This is a genomic window from Candidatus Pseudomonas auctus (assembly GCF_048654275.1).
Lineage (GTDB): Bacteria > Pseudomonadota > Gammaproteobacteria > Pseudomonadales > Pseudomonadaceae > Aquipseudomonas > Aquipseudomonas pharyngis.
Window position 1 is genome coordinate 603,131 of record NZ_JBJYZK010000001.1, and the last position, 22,406, is coordinate 625,536.

The 22,406-nt window shown below is 59.0% G+C and carries 22 protein-coding genes; 10 read left to right on the forward strand and 12 right to left on the reverse strand.

What is annotated here, in order from left to right; all coding sequences use genetic code 11:
* Positions 1-14: 14 nt before the first annotated feature.
* Entirely contained in the window at positions 15-1,313 is a 1,299-nt protein-coding gene (locus ACKUG4_RS02690; protein WP_445433358.1) for an MFS transporter, read from the reverse strand.
* Between the two features lie 97 nt (positions 1,314-1,410).
* A complete protein-coding gene (locus ACKUG4_RS02695; protein ID WP_064381592.1) occupies positions 1,411-2,160 on the reverse strand; it encodes an SDR family NAD(P)-dependent oxidoreductase in 750 nt (249 codons plus the stop codon).
* 197 nt (positions 2,161-2,357) lie between these two features.
* Between ACKUG4_RS02695 and ACKUG4_RS02700 the strand changes: the two genes are divergently transcribed.
* A complete protein-coding gene (locus ACKUG4_RS02700; RefSeq protein ID WP_011334135.1) occupies positions 2,358-3,272 on the forward strand; it encodes a LysR substrate-binding domain-containing protein in 915 nt (304 codons plus the stop codon).
* Here ACKUG4_RS02700 and ACKUG4_RS02705 read toward each other — a convergent pair.
* Complete coding sequence (locus ACKUG4_RS02705; protein ID WP_221397345.1) at positions 3,266-4,066, reverse strand: DUF1206 domain-containing protein; 801 nt, start codon at positions 4,064-4,066, stop codon at positions 3,266-3,268. The genes ACKUG4_RS02700 and ACKUG4_RS02705 overlap by 7 nt on opposite strands.
* Positions 4,067-4,348: 282 nt before the next feature.
* Between ACKUG4_RS02705 and ACKUG4_RS02710 the strand changes: the two genes are divergently transcribed.
* Both ACKUG4_RS02710 and ACKUG4_RS02715 read left to right on the forward strand, forming a co-directional pair.
* Positions 4,349-4,579 carry a hypothetical protein gene (locus tag ACKUG4_RS02710; protein WP_011334137.1) on the forward strand — a complete coding sequence of 77 codons (231 nt, stop codon included), beginning with the start codon at positions 4,349-4,351 and terminating at the stop codon, positions 4,577-4,579.
* A gap of 93 nt (positions 4,580-4,672) precedes the next feature.
* On the forward strand, positions 4,673-5,524 hold the full coding sequence (locus ACKUG4_RS02715) for a LysR family transcriptional regulator (RefSeq protein ID WP_445433359.1): 852 nt from the start codon (positions 4,673-4,675) through the stop codon (positions 5,522-5,524).
* A gap of 4 nt (positions 5,525-5,528) precedes the next feature.
* Here ACKUG4_RS02715 and ACKUG4_RS02720 read toward each other — a convergent pair whose 3' ends face one another.
* Positions 5,529-6,983 carry an MFS transporter gene (locus ACKUG4_RS02720; protein WP_445433360.1) on the reverse strand — a complete coding sequence of 485 codons (1,455 nt, stop codon included), beginning with the start codon at positions 6,981-6,983 and terminating at the stop codon, positions 5,529-5,531.
* A gap of 230 nt (positions 6,984-7,213) precedes the next feature.
* Here ACKUG4_RS02720 and ACKUG4_RS02725 point away from each other — a divergent pair, with 230 nt between their 5' ends.
* Positions 7,214-7,972, forward strand: coding sequence for an SDR family NAD(P)-dependent oxidoreductase (locus ACKUG4_RS02725; protein WP_445433361.1), 759 nt, complete (start codon positions 7,214-7,216; stop codon positions 7,970-7,972).
* A gap of 60 nt (positions 7,973-8,032) precedes the next feature.
* Here the strand turns inward: ACKUG4_RS02725 and ACKUG4_RS02730 are convergent, their stop codons facing one another.
* Complete coding sequence (locus tag ACKUG4_RS02730; RefSeq protein WP_085646569.1) at positions 8,033-8,947, reverse strand: LysR family transcriptional regulator; 915 nt, start codon at positions 8,945-8,947, stop codon at positions 8,033-8,035.
* A gap of 213 nt (positions 8,948-9,160) precedes the next feature.
* Here ACKUG4_RS02730 and ACKUG4_RS02735 point away from each other — a divergent pair, with 213 nt between their 5' ends.
* The 3 genes from ACKUG4_RS02735 (at position 9,161) to ACKUG4_RS02745 (ending at position 11,835) form a co-directional block, all read left to right on the forward strand.
* Entirely contained in the window at positions 9,161-10,501 is a 1,341-nt protein-coding gene (locus tag ACKUG4_RS02735) for a nucleobase:cation symporter-2 family protein (RefSeq protein WP_445433362.1), read from the forward strand.
* Positions 10,502-10,531: 30 nt separating this feature from the next.
* On the forward strand, positions 10,532-11,041 hold the full coding sequence (locus ACKUG4_RS02740; RefSeq protein WP_011334143.1) for a nucleoside deaminase: 510 nt from the start codon (positions 10,532-10,534) through the stop codon (positions 11,039-11,041).
* A 134-nt stretch (positions 11,042-11,175) separates the two neighbouring features.
* Positions 11,176-11,835 carry a carbonic anhydrase gene (locus tag ACKUG4_RS02745; protein WP_445433363.1) on the forward strand — a complete coding sequence of 220 codons (660 nt, stop codon included), beginning with the start codon at positions 11,176-11,178 and terminating at the stop codon, positions 11,833-11,835.
* A gap of 124 nt (positions 11,836-11,959) precedes the next feature.
* Here ACKUG4_RS02745 and ACKUG4_RS02750 read toward each other — a convergent pair whose 3' ends face one another.
* On the reverse strand, positions 11,960-13,183 hold the full coding sequence (locus ACKUG4_RS02750; RefSeq protein ID WP_064596590.1) for a zinc-dependent alcohol dehydrogenase: 1,224 nt from the start codon (positions 13,181-13,183) through the stop codon (positions 11,960-11,962).
* Between the two features lie 264 nt (positions 13,184-13,447).
* Between ACKUG4_RS02750 and ACKUG4_RS02755 the strand changes: the two genes are divergently transcribed.
* Positions 13,448-15,238: a thiamine pyrophosphate-requiring protein gene (locus tag ACKUG4_RS02755; protein WP_064596592.1), complete on the forward strand. Its 1,791-nt coding sequence runs from the start codon at positions 13,448-13,450 to the stop codon at positions 15,236-15,238.
* A gap of 267 nt (positions 15,239-15,505) precedes the next feature.
* Here the strand turns inward: ACKUG4_RS02755 and ACKUG4_RS02760 are convergent, their stop codons facing one another.
* Together ACKUG4_RS02760 and ACKUG4_RS02765 are read right to left on the reverse strand one after the other, a co-directional pair.
* Positions 15,506-16,021, reverse strand: coding sequence for a cupin domain-containing protein (locus ACKUG4_RS02760; protein WP_445433364.1), 516 nt, complete (start codon positions 16,019-16,021; stop codon positions 15,506-15,508).
* A gap of 122 nt (positions 16,022-16,143) precedes the next feature.
* The gene (locus ACKUG4_RS02765) at positions 16,144-16,614 is read right to left on the reverse strand and encodes a MarR family winged helix-turn-helix transcriptional regulator (protein ID WP_445433365.1); all 471 of its coding nucleotides are present in this window, start codon (positions 16,612-16,614) and stop codon (positions 16,144-16,146) included.
* A 284-nt stretch (positions 16,615-16,898) separates the two neighbouring features.
* On the opposite strand from ACKUG4_RS02765, the gene ACKUG4_RS02770 reads away from it, so the two are divergent.
* Together ACKUG4_RS02770 and ACKUG4_RS02775 are read left to right on the forward strand one after the other, a co-directional pair.
* Positions 16,899-17,852, forward strand: a complete 954-nt coding sequence (locus tag ACKUG4_RS02770; protein WP_445433366.1) for a PDR/VanB family oxidoreductase — start codon at positions 16,899-16,901, stop codon at positions 17,850-17,852.
* A 36-nt stretch (positions 17,853-17,888) separates the two neighbouring features.
* The gene (locus tag ACKUG4_RS02775) at positions 17,889-18,962 is read left to right on the forward strand and encodes a Rieske 2Fe-2S domain-containing protein (RefSeq protein WP_064596598.1); all 1,074 of its coding nucleotides are present in this window, start codon (positions 17,889-17,891) and stop codon (positions 18,960-18,962) included.
* A 95-nt stretch (positions 18,963-19,057) separates the two neighbouring features.
* Here the strand turns inward: ACKUG4_RS02775 and ACKUG4_RS02780 are convergent, their stop codons facing one another.
* Genes ACKUG4_RS02780 through ACKUG4_RS02795 form a run of 4 tightly spaced genes read right to left on the reverse strand, consistent with a single transcriptional unit; the run spans position 19,058 to position 22,402 of the window.
* A complete protein-coding gene (locus ACKUG4_RS02780) occupies positions 19,058-19,852 on the reverse strand; it encodes a cyclase family protein (protein ID WP_236188040.1) in 795 nt (264 codons plus the stop codon).
* On the reverse strand, positions 19,830-20,831 hold the full coding sequence (locus tag ACKUG4_RS02785) for an NAD-dependent epimerase/dehydratase family protein (RefSeq protein ID WP_445433367.1): 1,002 nt from the start codon (positions 20,829-20,831) through the stop codon (positions 19,830-19,832). Before ACKUG4_RS02785 ends, ACKUG4_RS02780 begins: the two co-directional genes overlap by 23 nt.
* Before the next feature lie 9 nt (positions 20,832-20,840).
* Positions 20,841-21,824 (reverse strand): fumarylacetoacetate hydrolase family protein, encoded by a 984-nt coding sequence (locus tag ACKUG4_RS02790; RefSeq protein WP_064596603.1) that lies wholly within the window; start codon positions 21,822-21,824, stop codon positions 20,841-20,843.
* Positions 21,821-22,402, reverse strand: coding sequence for a cupin domain-containing protein (locus ACKUG4_RS02795; protein ID WP_445433368.1), 582 nt, complete (start codon positions 22,400-22,402; stop codon positions 21,821-21,823). Before ACKUG4_RS02795 ends, ACKUG4_RS02790 begins: the two co-directional genes overlap by 4 nt.
* Positions 22,403-22,406: the final 4 nt, after the last annotated feature.

Sequence of the window (22,406 nt, forward strand, 5' to 3'; positions counted from 1 at the left end):
AATTCTCCTGTGAATCAACGATTGACCAAGGCAGCGGGAATGCGCAGGACCAGCGAGGCGCCGACCAGCAGCACGCCGGTGATCAGATACATGCCGATAGCGCTGGAGCCTGTGAGTGTGGTTATCCAGCCAATCAGGTAGGGCGAGCAGAAGCCGGCAAGGTTGGCGAAGCTGTTGACGGCGGCGATGCCAGCCGCGGCGGAGACACCACCAAGCAGCGTGGTGGGGAGCATCCAGAACAGCGAGGTCGCGGACAGGATGCCGGAAGCCGCCAGGCACAGACTGAGAATGGACAGCATCACATTGCCTCCCATCAGCGCCGCGAGGGTCAGGCCGATGGCCCCGGCGATCATCGGCACGATCAGGTGCCAGCGGCGTTCGCGATGTTTGTCGCCACTGCGTCCGACCAGCAACATGGCGGCGATGGCACAGAGGTAAGGCAGGCTGGTCAGCAAGCCGATCTTCATCGGATCGGAGACCCCGGCATTACGCACAAGGGTCGGCAGCCAGAAGGTAATTGCGTACTGCCCCATCACCACACAGAAATAGATCCCCGCGAGCAGCCAGAGGCGACGGTCACGAATGAATTCGCCGACGGACGCATGCGTCACTTTCTGCTGGTCGTCCTCCGCCAGCTCACGAGCGATCAGGGCTTTTTCGTCGTCGTTGAGCCAACTGGCCTGATGCACGCCATCCTTGAGATAGCTGAGCACCAACAGTCCGACAACCACCGTAGGCACAGCCTCCAGCACAAACATCCATTGCCAGCCGGCCCAGCCGTGCATACCGGCGAAGTGGTTCATGATCCAGCCGGAGAGCGGGCCGCCGACCATGCCCGACAACGGGATAGCGATGAACCACAACACCGTCATGCGTGCACGCCGGTAGGACGGAAACCAGTAGGTGAGGTACAGCAGCAGACCCGGCGCCAGGCCGGCTTCGGCAATGCCCAGCAGAAAGCGCAGGGCGTAGAACTGCCAGGCGGTTTCGACGAAGGCGAAGAGGGCGGAAACAATGCCCCAGGTGATCATGATGCGCGCGATCCAGACCCGCGCGCCGACCTTGTGCAGGATGATGTTGCTGGGCACTTCGCAGAGAAAGTAGCCGATGAAGAACATGCCCGCGCCCAGCCCGTAGACTGTTTCGCTGAGCGCCAGATCGTTCATCATTTGCAGTTTGGCAAAGCCGACGTTGACGCGATCGAGGTAGGCGCACAGGTAGCACAGCATCAGGAACGGCATCAGGCGCCAGGCGGTTTTACGGTAGGCGTTGGAACGCACCGCCGAAACGGCTTTGAGCGACAGGGTAGTCATGATGGTCTGATCTCTTGTTTTTATTGACCGCCGGGCAAGCCTGCCCGGCCGTATCATCGATCCAGAACCGCACGGGCCGCGAGGCCCGCCACGTGTGTCAGTGAATCAGCATGCCGCCGTTCACATCCAGGGTGATGCCGGTCAGATAGGAGGACAGGTCGCTGGCCAGGAACAGCGCCGCATTGGCCACATCCTGGGCCTCGCCCAGGCGACCCAGCGGAATGCCGTCGATGATCGCGTGGCGGCGCTCGTCCTGCATCAGGCCGCCAGTAATGTCGGTGTGAATCAGGCCGGGGGCGATGGAGTTGACGCGCACGTTGTCCGGCCCAAGCTCACGCGCCATGGCCTTGGCCAGGCCCAGCACACCGGCCTTGGCGGCGCTGTAATGAGGCCCGCCAAAAATGCCGCCGCCGCGCTGCGCGGAAACCGAAGACATGCACACAATGCTGCCGCTGGCTTGCTGGCGCATGAGCGGAATCACCGCCTGGGACATCAGCAACGTACCGCGCAGGCTGACGTCCAGCACCTTGTCGTAATCACCGGGGCGGATATCGAGGGTCTTGAGGGGTTGGGTGATGCCGGCATTGTTGACCAGTATGTCGATCCGGCCAAAGTGTTCGATGACGGTGGCGACAGCCTGCTGCACCTGGGACTCGTCGGCGACGTTGGCAGCCAGGCCGAGATGCCCCTCGCCCAAAGAGGCAGCGGCATCGCGGGCAGCGGATGCGTCCAGATCCAGAATCACCACCCGGGCGCCATGTTGAGCGAAGGTCGTAGCTGTCGCGCGGCCGATACCACGTGCGGAGGCAGCACCTGTGATGATCGCGACTTTGCCTTGAAGAAGCATGGGAGAAACCTCTGATTGTTTTTATTGAGTCGGTCCGTGCAGAACCGATGACTCAGCTTGTCTCCCGCAACGACCCTGAGCAATAACGCAAACTTCACTGGATGCTGAAAAAAATTCAGCACTCGCCAACATGCGGTTGCGGTGTTTGAATAGCCGAACGCCCGGCCTCAGCCACTTGCAGCGGAACAACCCACATGATGAGTTCATCTGGCGAAGCACCGCCAATCCTGCCACCCCTGAAAGCCATTCAGGCCTTTGAGCAAACTGCGCGCTTTGGCAACGTCGCGCGTGCGGCCGAAGTGCTGGACCTGACGCCCTCGGCAGTCAGTCACCAACTGGCCAAACTCGAGGCGATGATCGGGCGGCAGCTGTTCCTCAGAACGGCCAGAGGGGTGACGTTGACGCCCGTGGGCGAGCAATACCTGTCCGAGATATCCGGCATCCTGCACAGCCTGGCGGTGGCAACAGAGCGCGCGACCAGTGATGTCAGCCTCGACTGTCTGCGATTGCATTCATCACCCAGCTTCGGCCTGTTGTGGCTGATGCCGCGCCTGGAACAGTTTCGCGAGAGCCATCCCGACATTCAGCTCAATCTCTCATGCTCTTATGAATCGCTGCACTTCAGTCGGGACAAGATCGACGTGGACATCCGCCACGGCATGCCGAACTGGCCAAGTTTCGAAGTGCGTACGCTGCGCAACGAAAAAATCGCAGTTCTCGCATCACCCAAGCTTCTGGAAAAACGCCCCATCCGCGCCGTCGCCGACTTGCTGGACTGCAACCTGATCCTGTCGGAAGCGACGCTGATCAAGTGGCCGCAACTGTTTGCTCAACACGGGCTGTCGCGCCCAGAAAGCCCCTACACCTTGAGCTTTGACCGCTCCTACATGACCCTCGAAGCCGCCAGCCACGGGCTTGGATTTGCATTGGAAAGCACGCTGCTGGCGCAGGACTACCTGGCGCGCGGCGAGTTGGTCGAAGTCATTCCCGGGTTGAGCGCCCCGATCACCGCACACCACCTGGTTTTCCCGAAGGCGCATGCGGGGTTTCCACGGGTGAGGCGTTTTCTGGAATGGATGCAGCGTGAGTTGGGGCATGACTTCAGTTACTGAAGCACATCCATATTGATCTTGCGCCAACACGCTTCCGAGAAACTGTAAACCGAGAACGCAATCAGCCCCAGGGCCATTACCATCAAAAGAAGCCATCCAGCGGGCAGATTCTGCAGCGCGTCCAGCGCTTCCTTCATGCCAGGCGGGTCCATGGCTTGATAAGCGGAACCGCTGACGGCCAGCAGCAAAGCAATCTCCATAAACACGACGCCGCGAGCGATCAGACCGAAGCGAGACACCGGACGGACATAGCGCATGACCTCTTCGTCGGCCTCAAAATACTTCTCGAACGAGGCCTTCCAGCCCTTGATGATGTGCGCAACGCCAACCCCCAGCGGAATGAGCGCAATCAGGTACAACAATAGATTCGAGTGTTCCCACGACAAAAGATGCGCCAGCCAGTCTTTGGTCTGCTCTGCGGAATGGTTCGAACTGCGGCTACCACTCACAAGCAGGCCCAACGCAAAAAACGCCAGAGCACCGTTGACCAGACCTCCTGCAAACAGGCCTGCACGAATCACCAGCCCTTTGAGCTGCGTGCCGTGATGATCGACATCGCGTATCGCTTGCAGGACACGCCAGGCTGCAAACGCAAGCAGACCCGCCACCACAAGGCCCACCAGAAAATAGCCGAACGGCTGGCTCAGCAAGGCCTCCAGGCTCTTGTGACTGTCTTTGGGTTTTGTCGAATCCTGGGCTGCCAATAGCGCGAATATGCCGATGATCAAATAAAGCACTCCGCGAGCGGCGTATCCGCCCCGAGCGAGTATGACGAGACTGCGTTGCGCGGACATTGGATAGATTTCCGAGGTGTATTAAGAGAGCAGACCCTTGTCGCTGAAAGGGGTTCTGTTGCAAATCGGAGTACGGACGTTTACCCGGAGTGCGATGGATGAAGGGGACGAACTGACATTGCGAGCGGGCCGATCCTGACCCATCATTCAGATTCATATTGATGCCGTGGTGAAAATGGACAAGCAACTGGCTGGTTACTCGATTGTATTGACCATCATCTGGGTTTCAGCGGTTATCGCGGTCATGTACTGGATGTCTAATTGAACGTATTGGGTGGCGATGTGGAAGGCGTGGTGTTGGGCGACAAGATTCAGCGAGAAGCGGACCGGCTGCTGGCGCAGATTGTCCGGGCAGACTCGATGATCATTGCTGTCAAGGCAGGGGCGCGGGCGGATGGTTTCGTGCTGGGACTGGAAACCGGCGGGGCCTTGCGTGCCGGCGATGCCGAGAGGCTGTACATCATTTTCGAAGCCGCGCTGGTGGAGCGTTTGAAGTCATTGTCGCGAGGCTGATCAGATCGGCTGATTGAATCGAAATTCATGAACAGCCATCTACTTGAACTATAAGCTGACCACTCAATGTTCATTTTTGTACGGGGCGAGGGCATGGACTGGAGTGACATGCGGATCTTCCTGGCGATTGCCCGCAGCGGCTCGCTGGGCGGAGCCGCCAGGGAGTTGGGGGTCAGTCATCCGACGGTCGGACGGCGCTTGCAGGTGCTTGAACAAACCAGTGGGCAAGCCTTTTTCCTGCGGACCGCTCAAGGGCTGGTGCTCACGGACAGTGGCGAGAGGATTCTCGGTCTGGCGCAGGACATGGAACACAGCGCCTTGGCCATCGAGCGGCGTCTGGCGGGGCATGGTGATCAGCCTGAAGGCCTGTTGCGGATATCCTCAGCCGACTGGTTCGCCTGTCATGTTTTGTCGCCGGTTCTCAGCGAACTGGTGCACCGCTACCCGTTGATCGTTCCCGAAGTCATCGCCGGGCATAGACTGTTCGATCTTGCCCGCCGGGATGCCGACATCGCTTTCCGGATCGTACCTTTCACCGAACCCGACATAGTGCACCGCAAGCTGACAACTCTGTCGTACGGCCTATACGCGGCTTTGCATGTCCCGGCGCCGCAGCCGGACGGCGATGGGCTTGGCCTGATCCTGATGAACATCGCCCAGGCCCATTACCCGGACGTGCAATGGCTGCAGCAACGCTATCCGCTGGCCCGCACCGTGTTCACCAGCAGCAGCCGTACGGTTCAGGCACAGATGTGCGCGAAGGGCCTGGGCGTTGCCGTCTTGCCCCGCGTCCTCGGTGACTCCGTGTCGGGACTGCGACTGCTGGATGAGGACGAGCCACCGCCAGGGCGAGATATCTGGATGGGGTATCACCAGGACATGCGCCAGATGGACCGGCTGCGCGCCCTGGCTGACCTTGCCTCCAACATGATCGGTGCGGGGTAGCGCCTCAGGTCGGGCGAACAGCCGAGGCTTGCGCTACCGTCGCTGGCTCGCGCGCTAACGCCAGGCTTATCGCTGCCCCTACGGCCAGGCAAACGGCGATGCACAGAACAGCGATCGTGAACGCATGAGTGATGCTGACCGCCGTCGCCGGTTCTCCGAGCAAGGTATAAAACACACCGCCAATCAGTGCGACGCTCAGCGATGTGCTGATCTGCAGCGTGGCGCTGGTAATGCCTGCGATCATCCCGGCATACGCCGGCGCTACCCGTCCCGTGACCATGCGCATCAACGTCGGCAGACCGAGCCCTTGTCCCAGACCGATCAGGAACAGGATGACCGTCATGGAAGTTAAGGGCGGGGCGAGGGTAGTCGGTGTCACTGACACGAGCCAGCCCAGCCATAGTAATCCGACTACTTCCAGTCCCATGCCTACAGGATTCACGTAGCCCCCGAGGACGCGCCTGAGGAGCGGAACCGACAGGGGACCGAGCAGAAATCCCGCGCCAAACGGCAGAAAGATCAGGCCGGCATGCAGTGCGCTCATATGCAATGCGCTTTGCATGTACATCGAAAACATCAGAAAAAACACACCGATTGAATAGAAGCAAAGCGCGACCAGAAGCGCTCGCCCCAGGCCCGGTGCATTCAGTACGGCCGGGGCGAGGATGGGAGTTCCTCCGGTCCGGTGCAAACAGCTCTCGTAGCGCCAGAACACTACCGCCAGCACAGGACTGGCGGCCAGCGACAGCCAGGCCCACCACGGCCATCCCGCCTCGCGGCCTTCAATCAACGGCACCACAAGGGTGGTCAGCGTCAGCATCGACAACGCGGTGCCCACCAGATCCAGCTTGCTCGCGTGTTGCGCACGCGTTTCTTTGAGCACACGGATGCCGAACGCAATCACCAACAACGCGATCGGCAGGTTGACCAGGAAGATCGCGCGCCATCCCATGCGCAACACGTCGACCTCAATCAAAAAGCCGCCCAGTGCCTGACCGATCACAGACGCCAGTCCAAATACGGCCCCGTAAATGCTCAATGCCAATGGTCTTTCCGACACTGGGAAAATCGCCTGCACCGATGCAAGTGCCTGAGGGGCCATTACCGCGGCGGTCACACCCTGCAAGGCGCGTCCGAGGATGAGCATCCACGGCGAAACCGCCACGCCGCACATCAGCGACGCGGCGGCGAAGCCCAGCAGGCCAAGGAAGAACATCCGCCCGCGGCCGTACAGATCGCCGAGTCGTCCGCCGGTAATCAGCGTCACGGCATAGAGCGTTGCATAGGAAGAAATCACCAGCTGCTCGGCAGAGGAGCCTGTCCCCAGATCCTCCTGTATCGAGGGCAGGGCGACGTTGACGATAAAAAAATCCAGGGGCGGCAGAAACGCACCGACGAGCAAGATGGCAAACATCAACCAGCGCCGGGGTTCGGGCACTTCGATTTCGATTCGAGACATGACAGGCATCCTGTAGGGAAACTCAGGTTTGACGACGACTGAAGGGCAAGGCTTCGCGCCTGCCCGGGTCAGGTCGCCGCGTCCCAATTTAGGGAGTCTCTCCTGCGTTTTCGCCTTACAAAACTGCACGGCCAACGTTCATTCCTGTCAGTGCCGTTCTGCGCCGTTGACGCTCACCATGGGCCAGGTCGTTTCAGACATTCCCTTCATCAACGACCGAGGAGTCAGACATGTCAGGTAAATTCAGCGATCAGGTTGCCGTCGTGACCGGCGGTTCCACAGGGATCGGGTTTTCCATCGCGCAAGCCTTGATCGCCGAGGGCGCCGAACGCGTTTACATCACTGGAAGGGCAGCAGACAGGCTGGAGGCGGCAGTTGCCAGACTCGGCGACAAAGCTGTCGCGGTGGTTTCCGATGTCTCGCTTCAGGCCGATCTCGACACGCTCAAAGCGACAATCCAAACGCGCGATGACCGGCTGGACGCGGTGTTCGCAAATGCCGGGATCTGTGAGAAAAATCCGCTCGGAGAGACCAGCGAGGCTGCTTACTACGCCACGTTCGACGTGAACGTGAAAGGCGTTTTCTTCAGCGTTCAAACGCTTCTTCCGTTGATGAAAGACGCTTCGTCCATCGTCTTGACTGCCTCAATCTGCTCCAGCAACGGCATGGAAGGATTGAGTCTGTACAACGCGTCGAAGGCGGCGGTCCGATCGTTTGCACGCACGTGGGCCAATGAACTCAAGGACCGCAAAATCCGCGCAAACGTGTTGAGCCCTGGCTTCACCCGCACACCGCTGATGGACAACGGGCTGAAAATGAGCGAGAGCGACATTGCCGCGCTGCGCCAGCACGTCGAGCAAATCACGCCATTGGGCTACATGGCGCAACCCGAAGAAATTGCCAGCGCGGCACTGTTTCTCGCCTCGGACGACGCCAGATACGTGAACGGCGTGGAGCTGATGGTCGATGGTGGTTTATCGCAAATCTGAAGCAGGGGATTGGTAAAGCATCGGGCAGGCGTAAGGCGACTTGTTCCATCTGCATTGATCTCAAAGCGTGGTGGTCTGCCCGTTGCGATCCAGTTCATACACCTTGTTGCCCTGCAACTTCTCCTTCAGCCATCGCTCTGCCTTACCCAACGGCCGCTGCCGCGCCCAGAGCAAATCCACACCAATCTGCCAGTCGGTATGCGGATACGCCGAGAGCTGCAGTTCCACCAGCTCACCCTTGGCCAGTTCACGCTGAATGAGTTGGCGGGGCAGGGTGGCCCAGCCGAGTCCGGCGCGGACCATTTCCAATAACGCCAGATAACTTTCCGCCTGCCACAGCTGGGTCGAACGCAGATATTCGCTGCTCGGCAGTTTGCTCGCGTGGGCGCTGAAGGCAAGGCGGCGATGGACGTGCAGATCCTCGAACGTGACGTTATCGAGTTGCGCCAATGGGTGCTGGGGATGGCAGACGTGCAGCATGATCAGTTTGCCCAGTTGCTGGAACGCCAGCTCCTTGGGGTAGCCGGGCTGTGAGAACGCCACACCGAGCACCGCTTCGCCGCTGCTGACCAGTTCACTGACGTCGCCATGGACCGGATGACGAATGATCAGGTCGACAAAGGGGAAGGCTGCTTCGAAGGCTTTGAGCACCGGCATGATCGGGCCGTACGGCGTTTCAATGGCCAGTGTCAGGCTGGGCTCTACGTTTTCCGACAGACAATCGGCGTGGGCTTCGAAGGTCATGCAGCGTTCAAGCACGGCTTCGGCCTGCACCAGCAATTTGTGGCCGCTGGCGGTGAGGGCAGGGCTGCGGTTGCTGCGGTCGAACAGGTCGACGCCAAGGTCGGTTTCGAGGTTGGCAATCGCTGCGCTGATGGTCGATTGGGTCTTGCCCAGTTTGCGCCCGGCGGCGGAAAACGATCCGCTTTTGACTACTTGGACGAACATCAACAGTTGATCGAGTGAGAAGCGCAAGCATTGAACTCCCGGTTCGAAAATGAAGGTTTGGAGCGGCTAGCGGATGCCAGATTCGTGCCATCGGAAAAAGCGATGGTTGCTAATTTGTTTCATCGCAATAAACGTTCAACTATGGCCCCGCGTCAAACGATCTCCGGGGCGGATCCACCTTCAAACGCCCTGGGCATGCCCGCAATCTCAACAGATGCCGCACCTTCAGGAGCGTGTGAAATGACCACACAACGCATTCATCCGGTGGACGAGGTTTTGCCACTGCGACAGTTGTTCACGTTTGGCTTGCAGCATGTTCTGGTGATGTACGCGGGAGCGGTGGCGGTGCCGCTGATTCTTGGCAGCGCGATGGGGCTGACCTCGGCGCAAGTCGTGTTGCTGATCAACGCCAACCTGTTGACCTCTGGTGTGGCGACGCTGATTCAAACCCTCGGTTTCTGGAAGTTCGGCGCCCGCCTGCCGCTGATTCAGGGCTGCTCGTTCATTGCCCTGGCGCCGATGATCATGATCGGCAAAGAGTTCGGCCTCAGTCAGATTTTCGGCGCGGTGATCGCGGCGGGATTTATCACCGTCGCGCTGGCACCGGTGTTCAGCCGATTGCTGCGGTTTTTTCCGCCGGTGGTGATTGGCAGCCTGATCACCATTATCGGCATCTCGCTGATGCCGGCGGCGGCGATATGGCTGGGGGGTGGCAATCCCGATGCGGCAGATTTTGGCAATCCCGCCAATCTGTTACTGGGTTTGGCCACGGTCAGTGTGACCCTGGTGATCTACGCCAGATTCAAGGGCTTCATCGGCAACCTCAGCGTGCTGATTGGTCTCTTTGTCGGCAGCCTGATCGCAGCGGTTTGCGGCATGACTCACTTCAATCGGGTCAGCGAAGCGGCGTGGTTTGAGCTAAGTGCGCCGATGGCATTCGGCGCGCCGGAATTCGCGCCGGTGCCGATTCTGATCATGACCCTGGCGATGCTGGTCATCATGGCCGAGACCACCGGCAACTGTCTGGCGATCGGCAAATTGACCGGCAAACCGACCACGCAACAGACCCTCGGCAATGCATTTCGCGCCGATGGCTTGTCGACCATGCTCGGTGGCTTGTTCAACAGCTTTCCTTACAACGCCTTTACTCAGAACACCGGCTTGATTGCGCTCTCCAACGTTAAAAGCCGCTTCGTTGTGGCCGCTGCCGGGGCAATCATGGTGCTGATGGGCCTGTTCCCGAAACTCGGCGCGTTGATCGCCGCGGTGCCGACGCCGGTGCTCGGTGGCTGCGCGATTGTGATGTTCGGCATGACCACGGTGGCGGGGATTCAGGAACTGTCACGGGTGCAATTCGAGGGCACGCGCAACGGCATTATCGTCGCCGTGTCAGTGAGTGTCGGGGTGCTGCCGATGTCCTTTCCGGCGCTGTTCGAACACGTAGGCCCGACCCTGAAACTGGTGCTCGACAGCGGGATTTTCCTCGGAGCGATCACCGCCATCGTCCTCAACGTTCTGCTCAACGATGAAAAAAAATCGACCGAAACCATCGGTGCTACATCGGCTGAACTGGCCGACTGACTTTTGTTTTCCACTGCCCTGGAGTTACCCATGAATCAATTGACTGAGCTCATCCCGGCTGGCATCAGCGCGCTTGATCTGACGTTACTGCGCCAGACCATTGCCTTGTCCGAGGCATCGAAGCAACGCGGTCGCCATCCGTTCGCGGCATTGGTGGCCGACCGCAACGGCAAGGTGATTGTCGAAGCGGGGAACAACTCGATGCCCCCGGAAGGTGATCCAACGCAGCATGCCGAGTTGGTGGCAGCGGCGGCAGCGGCAAAACTGCTGTCGCCGCAGGAGTTGGAACTGTGCACGCTGTACACCAGCGCCGAGCCTTGCTGCATGTGCGCCGGCGCGGTGTATTGGACGGGGATCGGACGTGTGGTCTATGCCTTGTCGGAGCATGCCTTGCTGGGACTGACGGGGGACCATCCGGAGAATCCGACGTTCTCGCTGCCGTGCCGCGAGGTGTTCGCCAAGGGGCAACGTAAGGTCAGTGTGTTGGGGCCGATGCTGGAGGGGGAGGCGGCTGAACCGCACAGGGGGTTTTGGTCGTAACAGGTTTTGAAACGAAGCTCGAGTGATGTGATGTCGCGCACTCGCATGCGACGTCTGCAATAATGACGCCCCACTGAGACGCGAAGGCATCAAGTGCTCGTCTCGGCATCCGGAATCAGGTTTTGGAGGACTCCATGCGTGACATTATTGATGGCTTTCTGCGTTTTCAACGCGAGGTGTATCCACAACGCGTCGAGCTTTTCAGGCAGCTCGCGACAGAGCAAAACCCAAAGGCGTTGTTCGTAACATGCTCGGACAGTCGTGTAGTGCCTGAACTGCTCACACAGCGGGAGCCGGGTGAGCTGTTCGTGATCCGCAACGCCGGCAACATTGTGCCATCGTATGGCCCTGAACCCGGTGGTGTATCGGCCACCGTCGAATATGCGGTTGCAGTGCTCGGCGTACGGGACATCGTGATCTGCGGCCACTCGGATTGCGGAGCGATGGGCGCGATTTCACGCTGCACGTGTCTGGATCATCTTCCGGCAGTTGCCAACTGGCTTCGTCACTCGGACGCCGCGAAAGCGATCAACGCGGCGCATGAGTTCGATACGCCACGCGACAAGCTCGATGGCCTCGTTCGTGAAAACGTGATCGCACAACTGGCGAACCTGCGGACTCATCCATCGGTGGCGCTTTCGCTTGAGCAAGGACGTTTGAATTTGCATGGCTGGGTCTATGACATCGAGGCAGGTTGCATCGATGCGCTGGATGGAGCCACTCGACGCTTCGTTCCACTGTCCGATTCACCGACCACCGTTGCCGTCGCTGCGCGCAACGGTGGTCAGATATAACGGCGACAGACAGGTCGGGACGGGGAAAATTTCGTCCCGGCCGATCGGTCCCTGGCCCGAATCAAAGACCCACCGATGACTCACAATCGTTTGATATTTCACGTCCTTTCTTTTATTCACACATTTACGTGGCCAACGCCGTGGTGTTGACATCGTGTTCCGGTAGAGCCACATCGCTATCGCCCGGCGTCAGAATGACCTTGCGGCAATCCTCTTCCTTTTTATCAAAAATTTTATAGCCCTCTGGAGCCTGTTCCAGCGACATACGATGGCTGATGATGACCTCCGGTGAGAGGCGGCCTGCCTCGATGTGATGGAGCAGCTCCGGCAGGAAGCGATGCACGTGGGTTTGACCCATTTTGAAAGTCAGACCCTTGTCAAACGCGTCCCCGAAAAGGAATCCATGTATGAATCCAGAGTAGACTCCAGGGACACTCACAATGCCACCACGTCTGACAGCTGCAATACACTGGCGCAGAGCTTTGCCGCTACTTCCCTCGAGCTTGAGTGTCGCGAGAACCGTTTCCGTCGTACTACCTTTCGCTTCAAACCCGACCGCGTCCACGACGCCGTCGACGCCCCGCATTCCTTTGGTTTGCCGAATGATCGTATCTGCAGGGTCGTCGTCTTCATCGAAGTTGATGGGAATTACGCCGTATGTTTTCTGCGCGTAAGCCAAGCGGTAAGGATGGTGATCGACCATGAAAATCTGGTCGGCCCCGAGCATTCTTGCGCAGGCTGCACTTAATAAACCGACAGGGCCCGCACCATAAATGGCGATGCTGGAGCCGTTGCCAATCCCCGCGTTCGTTACAGCCTGATACGCAGTCGGGAGGATGTCGGAGAGGAAAAGAACTTTTTCATCCGGCAGTGTCCCTGGCACTTTGAACGGCCCGGTGTTGGCTTTCGGTACACGCACGTATTCGGCCTGCCCGCCAGGCACTCCGCCGTACATATGGCTGAATCCGAACAGCGCGGCTCCCGGGGGGATCGCCTTTTTATTCAAGATCGCTCCACGCCCCGTATTTGTAGTTTCGCAGGCCGCGAACAGATCCATTGCGCAGAAGAAACAGCTGCCGCAGGCAATGACGAAGGGAATGACAACCCGATCGCCCGGCTGCACGGCGGTCACCGCTGAACCTGCCTCCTCGACGATCCCCATGAACTCATGACCGAAAATATCGCCATGCTCGACGGTTGGAATCTTTCCTCGATAAAGGTGAAGGTCAGATCCGCAAATCGCGGTTGCCGTCACTCGAAGAATGATGTCATCGCTGTCCTGGATGACTGGATCCGCAACGTTGTCGACTTTGACGCTGTGCGCGCCGTGATACGTAAGTGCTCTCATGGCGTCCTACCTCTGACTTTCACTGGATGTAAGTGGGAGAGGGCACACGGAGAGCGTAAGTTCATAATGAAAGGCGGGGGAAGTGACTGGCGGTGGTCCTCACAATGAAGAGCGCCTTATCACCCTGTCTTGCATCTCCGTCGTGATCCGCAATTAATCGAAACTTCGCCGTCCGCCGGGCGGTCCAGACCTTTACATCTCCCGAGCGTGTCGTGGATGTCGGCGCACCGGGATGTCATACGCAATGAAAAGATGAGGTCGGACATGACGGTGACAGTGGGTGATTTTCTGGTCGAACGCCTGAGCCAATGGGGGGTGACGCGAATTTTTGGTTATCCCGGCGACGGTATCAACGGCGTCTTCGGTGCGTTGAGCCGGGCGGGCGGCAAGATCGAATTCGTCCAGGCGCGTCACGAGGAAATGGCGGCGTTCATGGCGTCCGCCCATGCCAAATTCACCGGTGAACTGGGTGTGTGCATCGCGACATCCGGGCCTGGTGCTTCCCACCTGATCACCGGACTGTACGACGCTCGGCTGGACCACATGCCGGTGCTGGCGATTGTCGGGCAGCAGGCGCGCACGGCACTGGGCAGCCATTATCAGCAGGAGCTGGATCTGGTCTCGATGTTCAAGGATGTGGCCGGAGCGTTTGTGCAACAGGCCTCGGCGCCTTCTCAGGTCCGGCACTTGCTGGATCGTGCGGTGCGCACGGCGATTGGCGAACGCCGGGTGACTGCGTTGATCCTGCCGAACGACCTGCAGGACTTAGAGTACAAGGCGCCGGCGAGGGCCCACGGCACTGCGCATTCGGGGGTTGGTTACAGCAAGCCGAAAGTGCTGCCTTATGACGCGGATCTGCAACGTGCGGCCGATGTACTGAATGCGGGAGAGAAGGTTGCGATTCTGGTGGGTGCCGGAGCGCTGCACGCCAGCGAGCAAGTGTTTGCGATTGCCGAGAAACTGGGCGCCGGAGTGGCAAAGGCACTGCTCGGCAAAGCTGTATTACCGGACGAATTACCTTGGGTCACAGGTTGTATCGGTCTGCTCGGCACCGAACCGAGCTACAAATTGATGACGGAGTGCGACACCCTGCTGATGATCGGATCGGGGTTTCCTTATGCCGAGTTCTTGCCGAAAGAAGGGCAGGCGCGCGGGGTTCAGATCGACCTGCAACCGGACATGCTCAGTCTGCGCTACCCGATGGAGGTGAACCTTGCCGGCGATGCGGCTGAGACCCTGGCGGCACTGGCACCGTTGCTCGAACACAAGCCACTGCGCAAGTGGCGTAAAAAGATCGAAGGCTGGCGGGCGAGCTGGGATAAAACCCTCGAGAAGCGCGCGATGGCCAAGGCCGACCCGGTTAACCCGCAACGGGTGGTGTATGAGTTGTCCCCGCGTCTGCCCGAGCAGGCCATCATCACCAGCGACTCCGGTTCTTGCGCCAACTGGTTCGCCCGTGACTTGAAAATCCGCAAGGGCATGAAGTGCTCGCTCTCCGGTGGCCTGGCCTCGATGGGCGCCGCTGTGCCATACGCGATAGCGGCGAAGTTCGCTTTCCCGCAACGGCCGGTGATCGCCCTGGTGGGCGATGGCGCCATGCAGATGAACAACATGGCCGAACTGATAACGGTCGCCAAATACTGGCGACAGTGGGACAGCCCGAAGTGGATCTGCGCCGTGTTCAACAATGAGGATCTGAATCAGGTCACCTGGGAACAGCGCGTGATGGAGGGCGATCCGAAATTCGTTGCCTCGCAGAGTATTCCGGATGTGCCTTACCATTTGTTCGCCATCTCCATCGGCCTCAAAGGCATTTTTGTCGATCGGGAGGAAGACGTGGCCGCAGCCTGGGAGCAGGCGTTAGCTTCCGAAGTACCGGTCGTCATTGAATTCAAGACCGACCCGAATGTGCCGCCGTTGCCGCCGCATATCAAGCTGGAACAGGCAAAGAAATTCGCCAGAACGTTGCTCAAGGGTGATCCGGACGAAGCGGGCGTCATCGTGCAAACGGCTAAACAGGTATTGGGGACGGTATTGCCCGGGAAGCGCAAGTAGTGACGGTAAGACCCGCGAAGAGTTTCGTGACGATGGCTTGGTTTTCAACCTGCATATCACCAGGACGCCGGGGAGTCAGGGCGTCCTGGCGTCAAAGGTGAACCGAGGAAGTTCCGATCAGAAACACTATTTAACATAATATACATTACACGTAACAAAGTATTACGGAGTCAGCCCGGTTGCGCACGCCATTTCGATCTCCAGCATCGCTTTCAAACGACCTGATCTTTGTTGGCTGTAGGTCCCTCTATTTAAAACGTGCCGCTCTCAATCCTCGGCACGCGTCAGCTTTTCAATCAGCGCTCGATGCTGCGGATACCGCGCTGTGAGTTTCTGCCGGTTCCCCATTTCCATATCGGCAAAATCAAAGCCTGGTGAAACCGCTTCGCTGATCAAACCAAATCCGTTCGAACCATTCAGCAATCTGGAGGCTTTCCAGATTCCGCCCGGTACGTGCAATTGCAAATGTTGTCCGGCTAGAACATCGCTGCCCATCACCAACGTCTGCAGTGAACCGTCTTCAAGGATCAAGCTGTACTCAATGGCATCGCCCAGATGGAAATAATGCAGGATGTCCGAGTGGTTGAAATGAAACTGGCCGACCGGTGAATCTTTGGTAAGCAGGTAGTAAATCGACGTCATCAGAAAGCGTGAGCCGCTCGTGGTTTCAAGCATGTCCCGGTGATCAGCCTGGTATGTCCTGCGGAAATAGCCGCCCTCAACATGAGGTTCAAGGTCCAGTGATGCAATCAGGTTCGACGCACTGATCTGACTCGGATTCATGGCCTGCTCCATTGATTTTCAATAATTATGTAATAACTCGACTAAACGACCATTTAGTGTAGTTAAGCGAAAATTCAAGACGAACGACGAATTTAACAGCTAAATCTCGGTCTTCCGCTGATTCATTCCTCACTCGGGTCGTAGCTGTTCACATTGGGCACTTGCAGATGCAGGCGCCCAAGCAAGTCAACCAATGTATCAATCTCAGCCGGAGTCAAGCCGCTGAGCAGACGCGACTCTCGCTCAAGTGCAACTTTGAGCACGCGGTCATGCAGTTCTTTACCGCTGGCCGTCAATCGCACGGTGTAACGCCGTGCATCCTTGGGATCCAGTTGACTGGTGATCCGCCCCGCCGCTTCCAATGTCTGCAATGAACGACTGACAGCGCTCTTGTCGAGGCCGATGGCTTGGCAGATTCGATTGGCGGTGATGTCGGATTCAACGGCCAGCATTGAAAGCATCCGCCATTCAACCACGCCGATTCCGAAGTGTTTGCGATAGCACTGGGAGGCCCCGGTGGCGAGTTTGTTCGCCAGGAACGTCACCAGGCCAGGTACATAACGCGATAGGTTCAGTTGTGTATCAGTAGCCATCGAGAAAACACCATAGATCAAAGACCTTACATATTGGTTGACACCGCAACCAATTTATCTGAGGATTCACTCAGCCAAGCATTGCGGACAATGCGCCGCATGATACGCCGTAGCACAACCTCAAAAAAATAATTAACAGGTCTTGCTTATGAACGCTCCCCATCCGTGCCCTTTATTGGCGCCCATGATTAGCCACCCTTTCTACTTCTTCTTGCCCGGCTGATTCGTCACCCGCTCGCCCCCTTTCTTTTTTCAGTAGCCACTTCAATGTGGAGGGAGAAGTCATGCTCCAAGTCAACGTCACCCGCAAAGTCGACGAGGCCGAGGATATCTGCAGTTTCGAGCTGTGCTCAGCAGACGGTCGCCCCCTACCGCCGTTCAACGCCGGGGCACACATCGACATCCACATTGCCGAAGGTCTGACCCGGCAGTACTCGCTGTGCAATGACTCCAAAGAGCGTCATCGCTACGTCATCAGTGTGCTGAAAGATCCCGCCTCGCGCGGCGGTTCCGCTGCGATGCACGACACCATCAGTCAGGGACAGACGCTCAGCATCAGCGAACCACGCAACCTCTTTCCACTCGCAGGCTCAGCCAGGCGCCACCTGCTGTTTGGCGCAGGCATTGGCATCACGCCGATGGTGGCAATGGCCCATGAACTTCACCACCAAGGAGCAGATTTCGAGCTGCATTACAGCTTTCGATCCCGTGAGCGTGCCGCGTTTATCCAATGGCTCGCCCAAGCGCCCTTCGCCAGCCGCGTGCATTTGCATGACGACAGCGGATCGCCTGCACAGAAACTCGATGCGACCGCCCTCCTCGCCACCCCAGATACCACAAACCACCTCTACGTATGCGGCCCGGTCGGCTTCATGAATTTCATCTTCGACACCGCGCACGCCGCTGGCTGGCCCGAAGATCGCGTGCACAGAGAGTTCTTCGCCGCTGCACCGGTCGATGCTAGCGCTGATTCGCCCTTCGAAGTTCAGTTGGCGAGCACAGGGCGGATTTTTTACATCCCCGCCGATCGCACTGTATTCGAAGTGCTCGATGAGGCCGGGATTGCCATCGAGTCATCGTGCGAGCAAGGCGTCTGCGGCACCTGCGTCACGGGCTTGCTCGAAGGTATTGCCGATCACCGTGACCAGTTCATGACCGCCGCCGAACACGCTGCCAATGACCGTTTCACCCCATGCTGCTCACGTGCCAAATCGCCCCGCCTGGTATTGGACCTTTGACCTGAACCGAGCCTTGACCGCTCGCCGGAGAACATCATGACCACCGCTGCCCTGCCCCTTGCACACGAAATTCTCCCGGCCACTGCGTCGAGCTTCCCGCTCGATCAATGGTACGTCGCGGCTTTGAGCCGGGAACTGAAAAACCAGCCGCTTGGCCGCACGTTACTGAACAAACCGGTAGTGCTTTTTCGCACGGCGGATAACCAGGTCGCCGCACTGGAAGACCGCTGCTGCCATCGTGCACTGCCCCTGTCCGGTGGCACGGTAGAGGAGCGCGGTTTGCGCTGCGGTTACCATGGACTGCTATTCAATGAAGGCGGTAAATGCATCGAAATTCCGGGCCAGGACAAGATTCCGAGCAAAGCCAAAGTGCCTGCCTACCCTGTTCGGGAGCAGGATCAGATCATCTGGATCTGGTTCGGCAGCGCTGAGCATCCGCAGCCGACATTCTCGCCACCGGTCTACGACGTGCACAGCAGCGGCAAATACCTGTTCGACGGTGATGTCTACCACTACGACGCGCCTTATCAACTCATCCACGACAACCTCATGGATCTGAGTCACCTGGGCTATGTCCATCTGCACACCATTGGTGGCAACGCCAGCATTCACATGAACGCGCAGATGAGTGTGGACAGCGACGACTCGATGGTTCGCGTGGTTCGCCACATGCCCGATTCCGTTCCGCCGCCGACCTACACCGCCGCCTATCCGTTCAAAGGCAACATCGACCGCTGGCAGGAGATCGAGTTTCACGTCAATCACCTGCGCATCTGGACCGGCGCGATCGACGCAGGCACTGACGATTTGAATAACCCGGATCGAGGCGGTTTCCACATGCGTGGTTTTCACGGCGTAACGCCAGAAACAGACACTTCAAGCCACTACTTCTGGACCATGGCCACCAACCCTGAACATGATCCCGAGGCCGTCACAGCCAAAGTCCTGCATCAGACGCGATTGACGTTCGACGAAGACAAAGTGGTGATCGAGGCGCAGTACCAGAACATGTGCCGGTTCGGTACGCGCCCGATGATTGATATTCATGTCGACGTCGGTGCCAATCGTGCCCGTAGAATCATTGAGCGACTGCGCAATCCGACGGGTTGATGGCCGCAAAACAGTGGCGGCGGCAAACGCCGTCCACTGTGTTCAAAGCCTGCCGTTCTCTTGCTGTCGTTAAAGGAATGTCTCAAACAGCCCGATCACTCTTCGAAAATAGCCACCGCACGCACAAAACCTGCAGACGCATGCCGGATTTTGTAGGGAAAGCACGACACCGTGAAGCCGCTCGCTGGCAGGGATGCGAGGTTGGCCAGTTTTTCCATTTGCCCGTAGCCAATATCGCGCCCGGCCTTATGCCCTTCCCAGATGATCGAGGCATCGCCGCTGGCGGCAAAACGTTCACGGGTGTACTTGAACGGCGCGTCCCAGCTCCACGCATCAGTGCCGACCACGCGCACGCCGCGTTCCAGCAGATACATCGTCGCTTCGCGTCCCATGCCAATGCCGGCATCGAGATAACCCGGCTGGCCAAACAACGCCCCGGCGCGTGTATTAACCAGGACGATATCCAGCGGTTGCAACGTGTGCTCGATACGTGCCAGCTCCGCTTCGACCTCTTCTGCCGTCACCACGTGACCGTCAGGCAAATGGCGAAAATCCAGTTTGACCCCCGGCTGCAAACACCAGTCCAGCGGCAACTCATCAATGCCAAACGCCGGCTCGCCGCCATCGGTGGTCGAGGCGTAATGCCAGGGCGCGTCCATGTGGGTGCCGCTGTGGGTGGTGATCTGCAAGCGCTCGGCGGCCCACGATTCATTGCCGGGCATCTGCTCTAGCTGCAAACCCGGAAACATCGCCGCCATCTCCGGCCAGCCTTGCTGGTGATCCATGTAATCGATTTTCGGCAACAGCGGCGGCGGGTCTGTATACGGGTTGTTATCGAGGGTCACCGAAAGGTCGACCAGACGACGTTTACGCTGGATGGGCTGTGACATAAGGCGTATCTCCGTTCAACGGCAGAGGCCGATAAGGGGCTGGATTGAGGGCGTTGCGAATAAGCGTGGCGACGTTGCCGTCATGGCAGAAACCGGCAGCGCGGGCCTGCGGGGTTTTCAAGGGAGGCATGCGCCCGAACAGGGTTTCGAGGTCAAGGTCAGCGGCGAAACTGATCAGCGCACGGCGTTGCTCGCCGTAAGTTGCCGCCAGTGCATCGATGACCTGGGCGATGGACAACTGCAGCACCGGCAGTTGCCAGACCCGCTGTTGCGCGGCGACGTCATCCAGTTCAGCGGCGTGGATCAAGTTGTTCACGCAACAGCGCGCCGACATCCACCACGCCGTCGCTTGCGGCGACACCGGGCAGCAATAGTCAGCGCCCTCGGCAAAGGCACGCATCAAGTCGCTCATGAAGGCCGAGCGCAACCCGTTGGGTTCGCGTGGGCGCGCGACAATGCCCGGCAGGCGCACCGCGCGACTGTCGACTTCACCGCGCCGACCCAGATCGATCAGCGCGCGCTCGACCATCACCTTGTGTGTGCCGTACGACAGTTGCGGGTGCAGTTCAGCCTGCTCGTTCATCTTCGCCGGCAGATCAGCGCCGTACACCGCGACGCTGCTGGCATACACCAACACCGGAGGTCGCGCCTTGTTGCGCAGTTGATCAAGCAGTTCGAGGCTGGCCAGCAGGTTGACCTGATAACCCAATTCGTAATGCGCCTCCGCTGCTCCGCCGGGAATGCTGACCAGGTGAAACACCACATCAATGCCATCGGCCAAGACACGGCGCATCAACGCCGCATCCGTCACGCTGCCGCTGTGCCGACGCAGGCGCGGATCGACTGGCAGGCCTTGGACATCGGTGTCCAGCACCAGCAACGAACGAATGACTTGCCCGCGCAAACTGCCGCGCGCGAGCAGACAACGCAGCAGTTCGCGACCGACAAAGCCATTGGCTCCGGTAATCAGTACACGCATGGGCGTTCCTTAGCCGTGGGCCTTGACGACGCGTTGATCGATCGCACCGAACAGTGACCGGCCATCGCTGCCGGTGACGTCCATGCGCACGCGATCACCGAAACGCATAAAGCCTGTCACCGGCGCGCCGTGCTCGATCATCTCGATGGCCCGACGTTCGGCGATGCACGCCGAGCCGACGTTGCGCTCGGCATTCGACACCGTGCCGGAACCGATCAGGGTGCCGGCGCGCAAGCGCCGGGTTAACGCGGCGTGGGCGATCAGTTGGCCAAAATGAAAGTTCATCTGCGCGCCGTGCGGCTGGCCAAACCACTCGCCGTTCCATTGCACTTGCAGGGGCAAATTGACGCGCCCATCACGCCAGGCTTCGCCGAGTTCATCCGGGGTAATCGCCAGCGGGGCAAAACTGGAGGACGGTTTTGCTTGCAGAAATCCAAAACCGGTGCGCATTTCACGCGGTGCCAGCGCACGCAGGCTGACATCATTGATCTGCAGAATCAGCTTGATGTGCTGCAACGCATTTTCCGCCGAACAGCCCATCGGCACATCATCGACCAGCACGACAAATTCGCCTTCGAAATCGATGCCCTGGCTTTCGCTCGGCAGTTCGATGTCATCGTGTGCGCCGATGAAGTCATCACCGGCGCCCTGATACATCAACGGCGTACGGTCAGCGCCTTCGATCGGGTCGAGGTTGAACGCCTTCTGCATCAGTGCACCGTGACTGAGAAACGCCGAGCCATCGCACCATTGATAAGCACGCGGCAACGGGGCCATCGCCTGCGCGGGGTCGAAGGCAAAGGCCTCGCGGCAATCGTGGTTTTCAAGCTCACGCGCCAGGGCTTGCAAACGCGGCTCGGCTTCAGCCCAGTTTTCGATGGCTTGCTGCAAGGTCAGCGCTACCGAACGGGCGTCCAGCGCCCGGGCCATGTCACGCGAAACCACCACCAATTGGCCGTCACGGCTACCGTTTTTCAAGGTTGCGAGCTTCATGATTTTTCTCCCGGGCAGTCTTGCAATTCAGCGGCGAAACGCCCGTCCAGCAGAATAAACACCATGCGCACCATGGCCTCGGTACGGTTGCTCCACGCGTGATGGGTGCCGCGCTGAACCACCACGTCGCCGCGTTTGAGGTGGACTTCTGTCTCGTCGAGCACCAGCCACACTTCGCCTTCGGTGACGATGCCGTAATCGAGGGTTTCGGTGCGGTGCATCAGTTTGTGTCGCGCGTTGGCGTGACCGGTGCCGGCGTGCGCCTGGCCAATCTCGGCAAATGCAGCCGCAGCAGCGGCATCACTGACCTGGTTCTGCATGCTGTCCGGCGGAATGTCGACGACACGTATCACACTGCCCAGCGGGCCGGGGCTCAGTTGTAAGGGTTTGCTGGTTGGATCATCAGCATTGTCGAGCAGTGCCGGACTGCCGCTGCTGTTCCATATTTCATGAAACACCGTGCCTGGCACCGCTTGCAGTGCGAAGACGTTGGCAGTTGCTCCGTGACTGGCGACGACCGCGCGGCCATGGGCATCATGACCGGTGACCACGCGTTTGAATTGGGGAAGCGCTTGCATGGAA

Coding starts and splice junctions, on each gene's coding strand:
- ACKUG4_RS02690 (WP_445433358.1), bottom strand. CDS start 1,313: ATGACTACCCTGTCGCTCAAAGCCGTTTCGGCGGTGCGTTCCAACGCC.
- ACKUG4_RS02695 (WP_064381592.1), bottom strand. CDS start 2,160: ATGCTTCTTCAAGGCAAAGTCGCGATCATCACAGGTGCTGCCTCCGCA.
- ACKUG4_RS02700 (WP_011334135.1), top strand. CDS start 2,358: ATGAGTTCATCTGGCGAAGCACCGCCAATCCTGCCACCCCTGAAAGCC.
- ACKUG4_RS02705 (WP_221397345.1), bottom strand. CDS start 4,066: ATGTCCGCGCAACGCAGTCTCGTCATACTCGCTCGGGGCGGATACGCC.
- ACKUG4_RS02715 (WP_445433359.1), top strand. CDS start 4,673: ATGGACTGGAGTGACATGCGGATCTTCCTGGCGATTGCCCGCAGCGGC.
- ACKUG4_RS02720 (WP_445433360.1), bottom strand. CDS start 6,983: ATGTCTCGAATCGAAATCGAAGTGCCCGAACCCCGGCGCTGGTTGATG.
- ACKUG4_RS02725 (WP_445433361.1), top strand. CDS start 7,214: ATGTCAGGTAAATTCAGCGATCAGGTTGCCGTCGTGACCGGCGGTTCC.
- ACKUG4_RS02735 (WP_445433362.1), top strand. CDS start 9,161: ATGACCACACAACGCATTCATCCGGTGGACGAGGTTTTGCCACTGCGA.
- ACKUG4_RS02740 (WP_011334143.1), top strand. CDS start 10,532: ATGAATCAATTGACTGAGCTCATCCCGGCTGGCATCAGCGCGCTTGAT.
- ACKUG4_RS02745 (WP_445433363.1), top strand. CDS start 11,176: ATGCGTGACATTATTGATGGCTTTCTGCGTTTTCAACGCGAGGTGTAT.
- ACKUG4_RS02750 (WP_064596590.1), bottom strand. CDS start 13,183: ATGAGAGCACTTACGTATCACGGCGCGCACAGCGTCAAAGTCGACAAC.
- ACKUG4_RS02755 (WP_064596592.1), top strand. CDS start 13,448: ATGACGGTGACAGTGGGTGATTTTCTGGTCGAACGCCTGAGCCAATGG.
- ACKUG4_RS02760 (WP_445433364.1), bottom strand. CDS start 16,021: ATGAATCCGAGTCAGATCAGTGCGTCGAACCTGATTGCATCACTGGAC.
- ACKUG4_RS02765 (WP_445433365.1), bottom strand. CDS start 16,614: ATGGCTACTGATACACAACTGAACCTATCGCGTTATGTACCTGGCCTG.
- ACKUG4_RS02770 (WP_445433366.1), top strand. CDS start 16,899: ATGCTCCAAGTCAACGTCACCCGCAAAGTCGACGAGGCCGAGGATATC.
- ACKUG4_RS02775 (WP_064596598.1), top strand. CDS start 17,889: ATGACCACCGCTGCCCTGCCCCTTGCACACGAAATTCTCCCGGCCACT.
- ACKUG4_RS02780 (WP_236188040.1), bottom strand. CDS start 19,852: ATGTCACAGCCCATCCAGCGTAAACGTCGTCTGGTCGACCTTTCGGTG.
- ACKUG4_RS02785 (WP_445433367.1), bottom strand. CDS start 20,831: ATGCGTGTACTGATTACCGGAGCCAATGGCTTTGTCGGTCGCGAACTG.
- ACKUG4_RS02790 (WP_064596603.1), bottom strand. CDS start 21,824: ATGAAGCTCGCAACCTTGAAAAACGGTAGCCGTGACGGCCAATTGGTG.
- ACKUG4_RS02795 (WP_445433368.1), bottom strand. CDS start 22,402: ATGCAAGCGCTTCCCCAATTCAAACGCGTGGTCACCGGTCATGATGCC.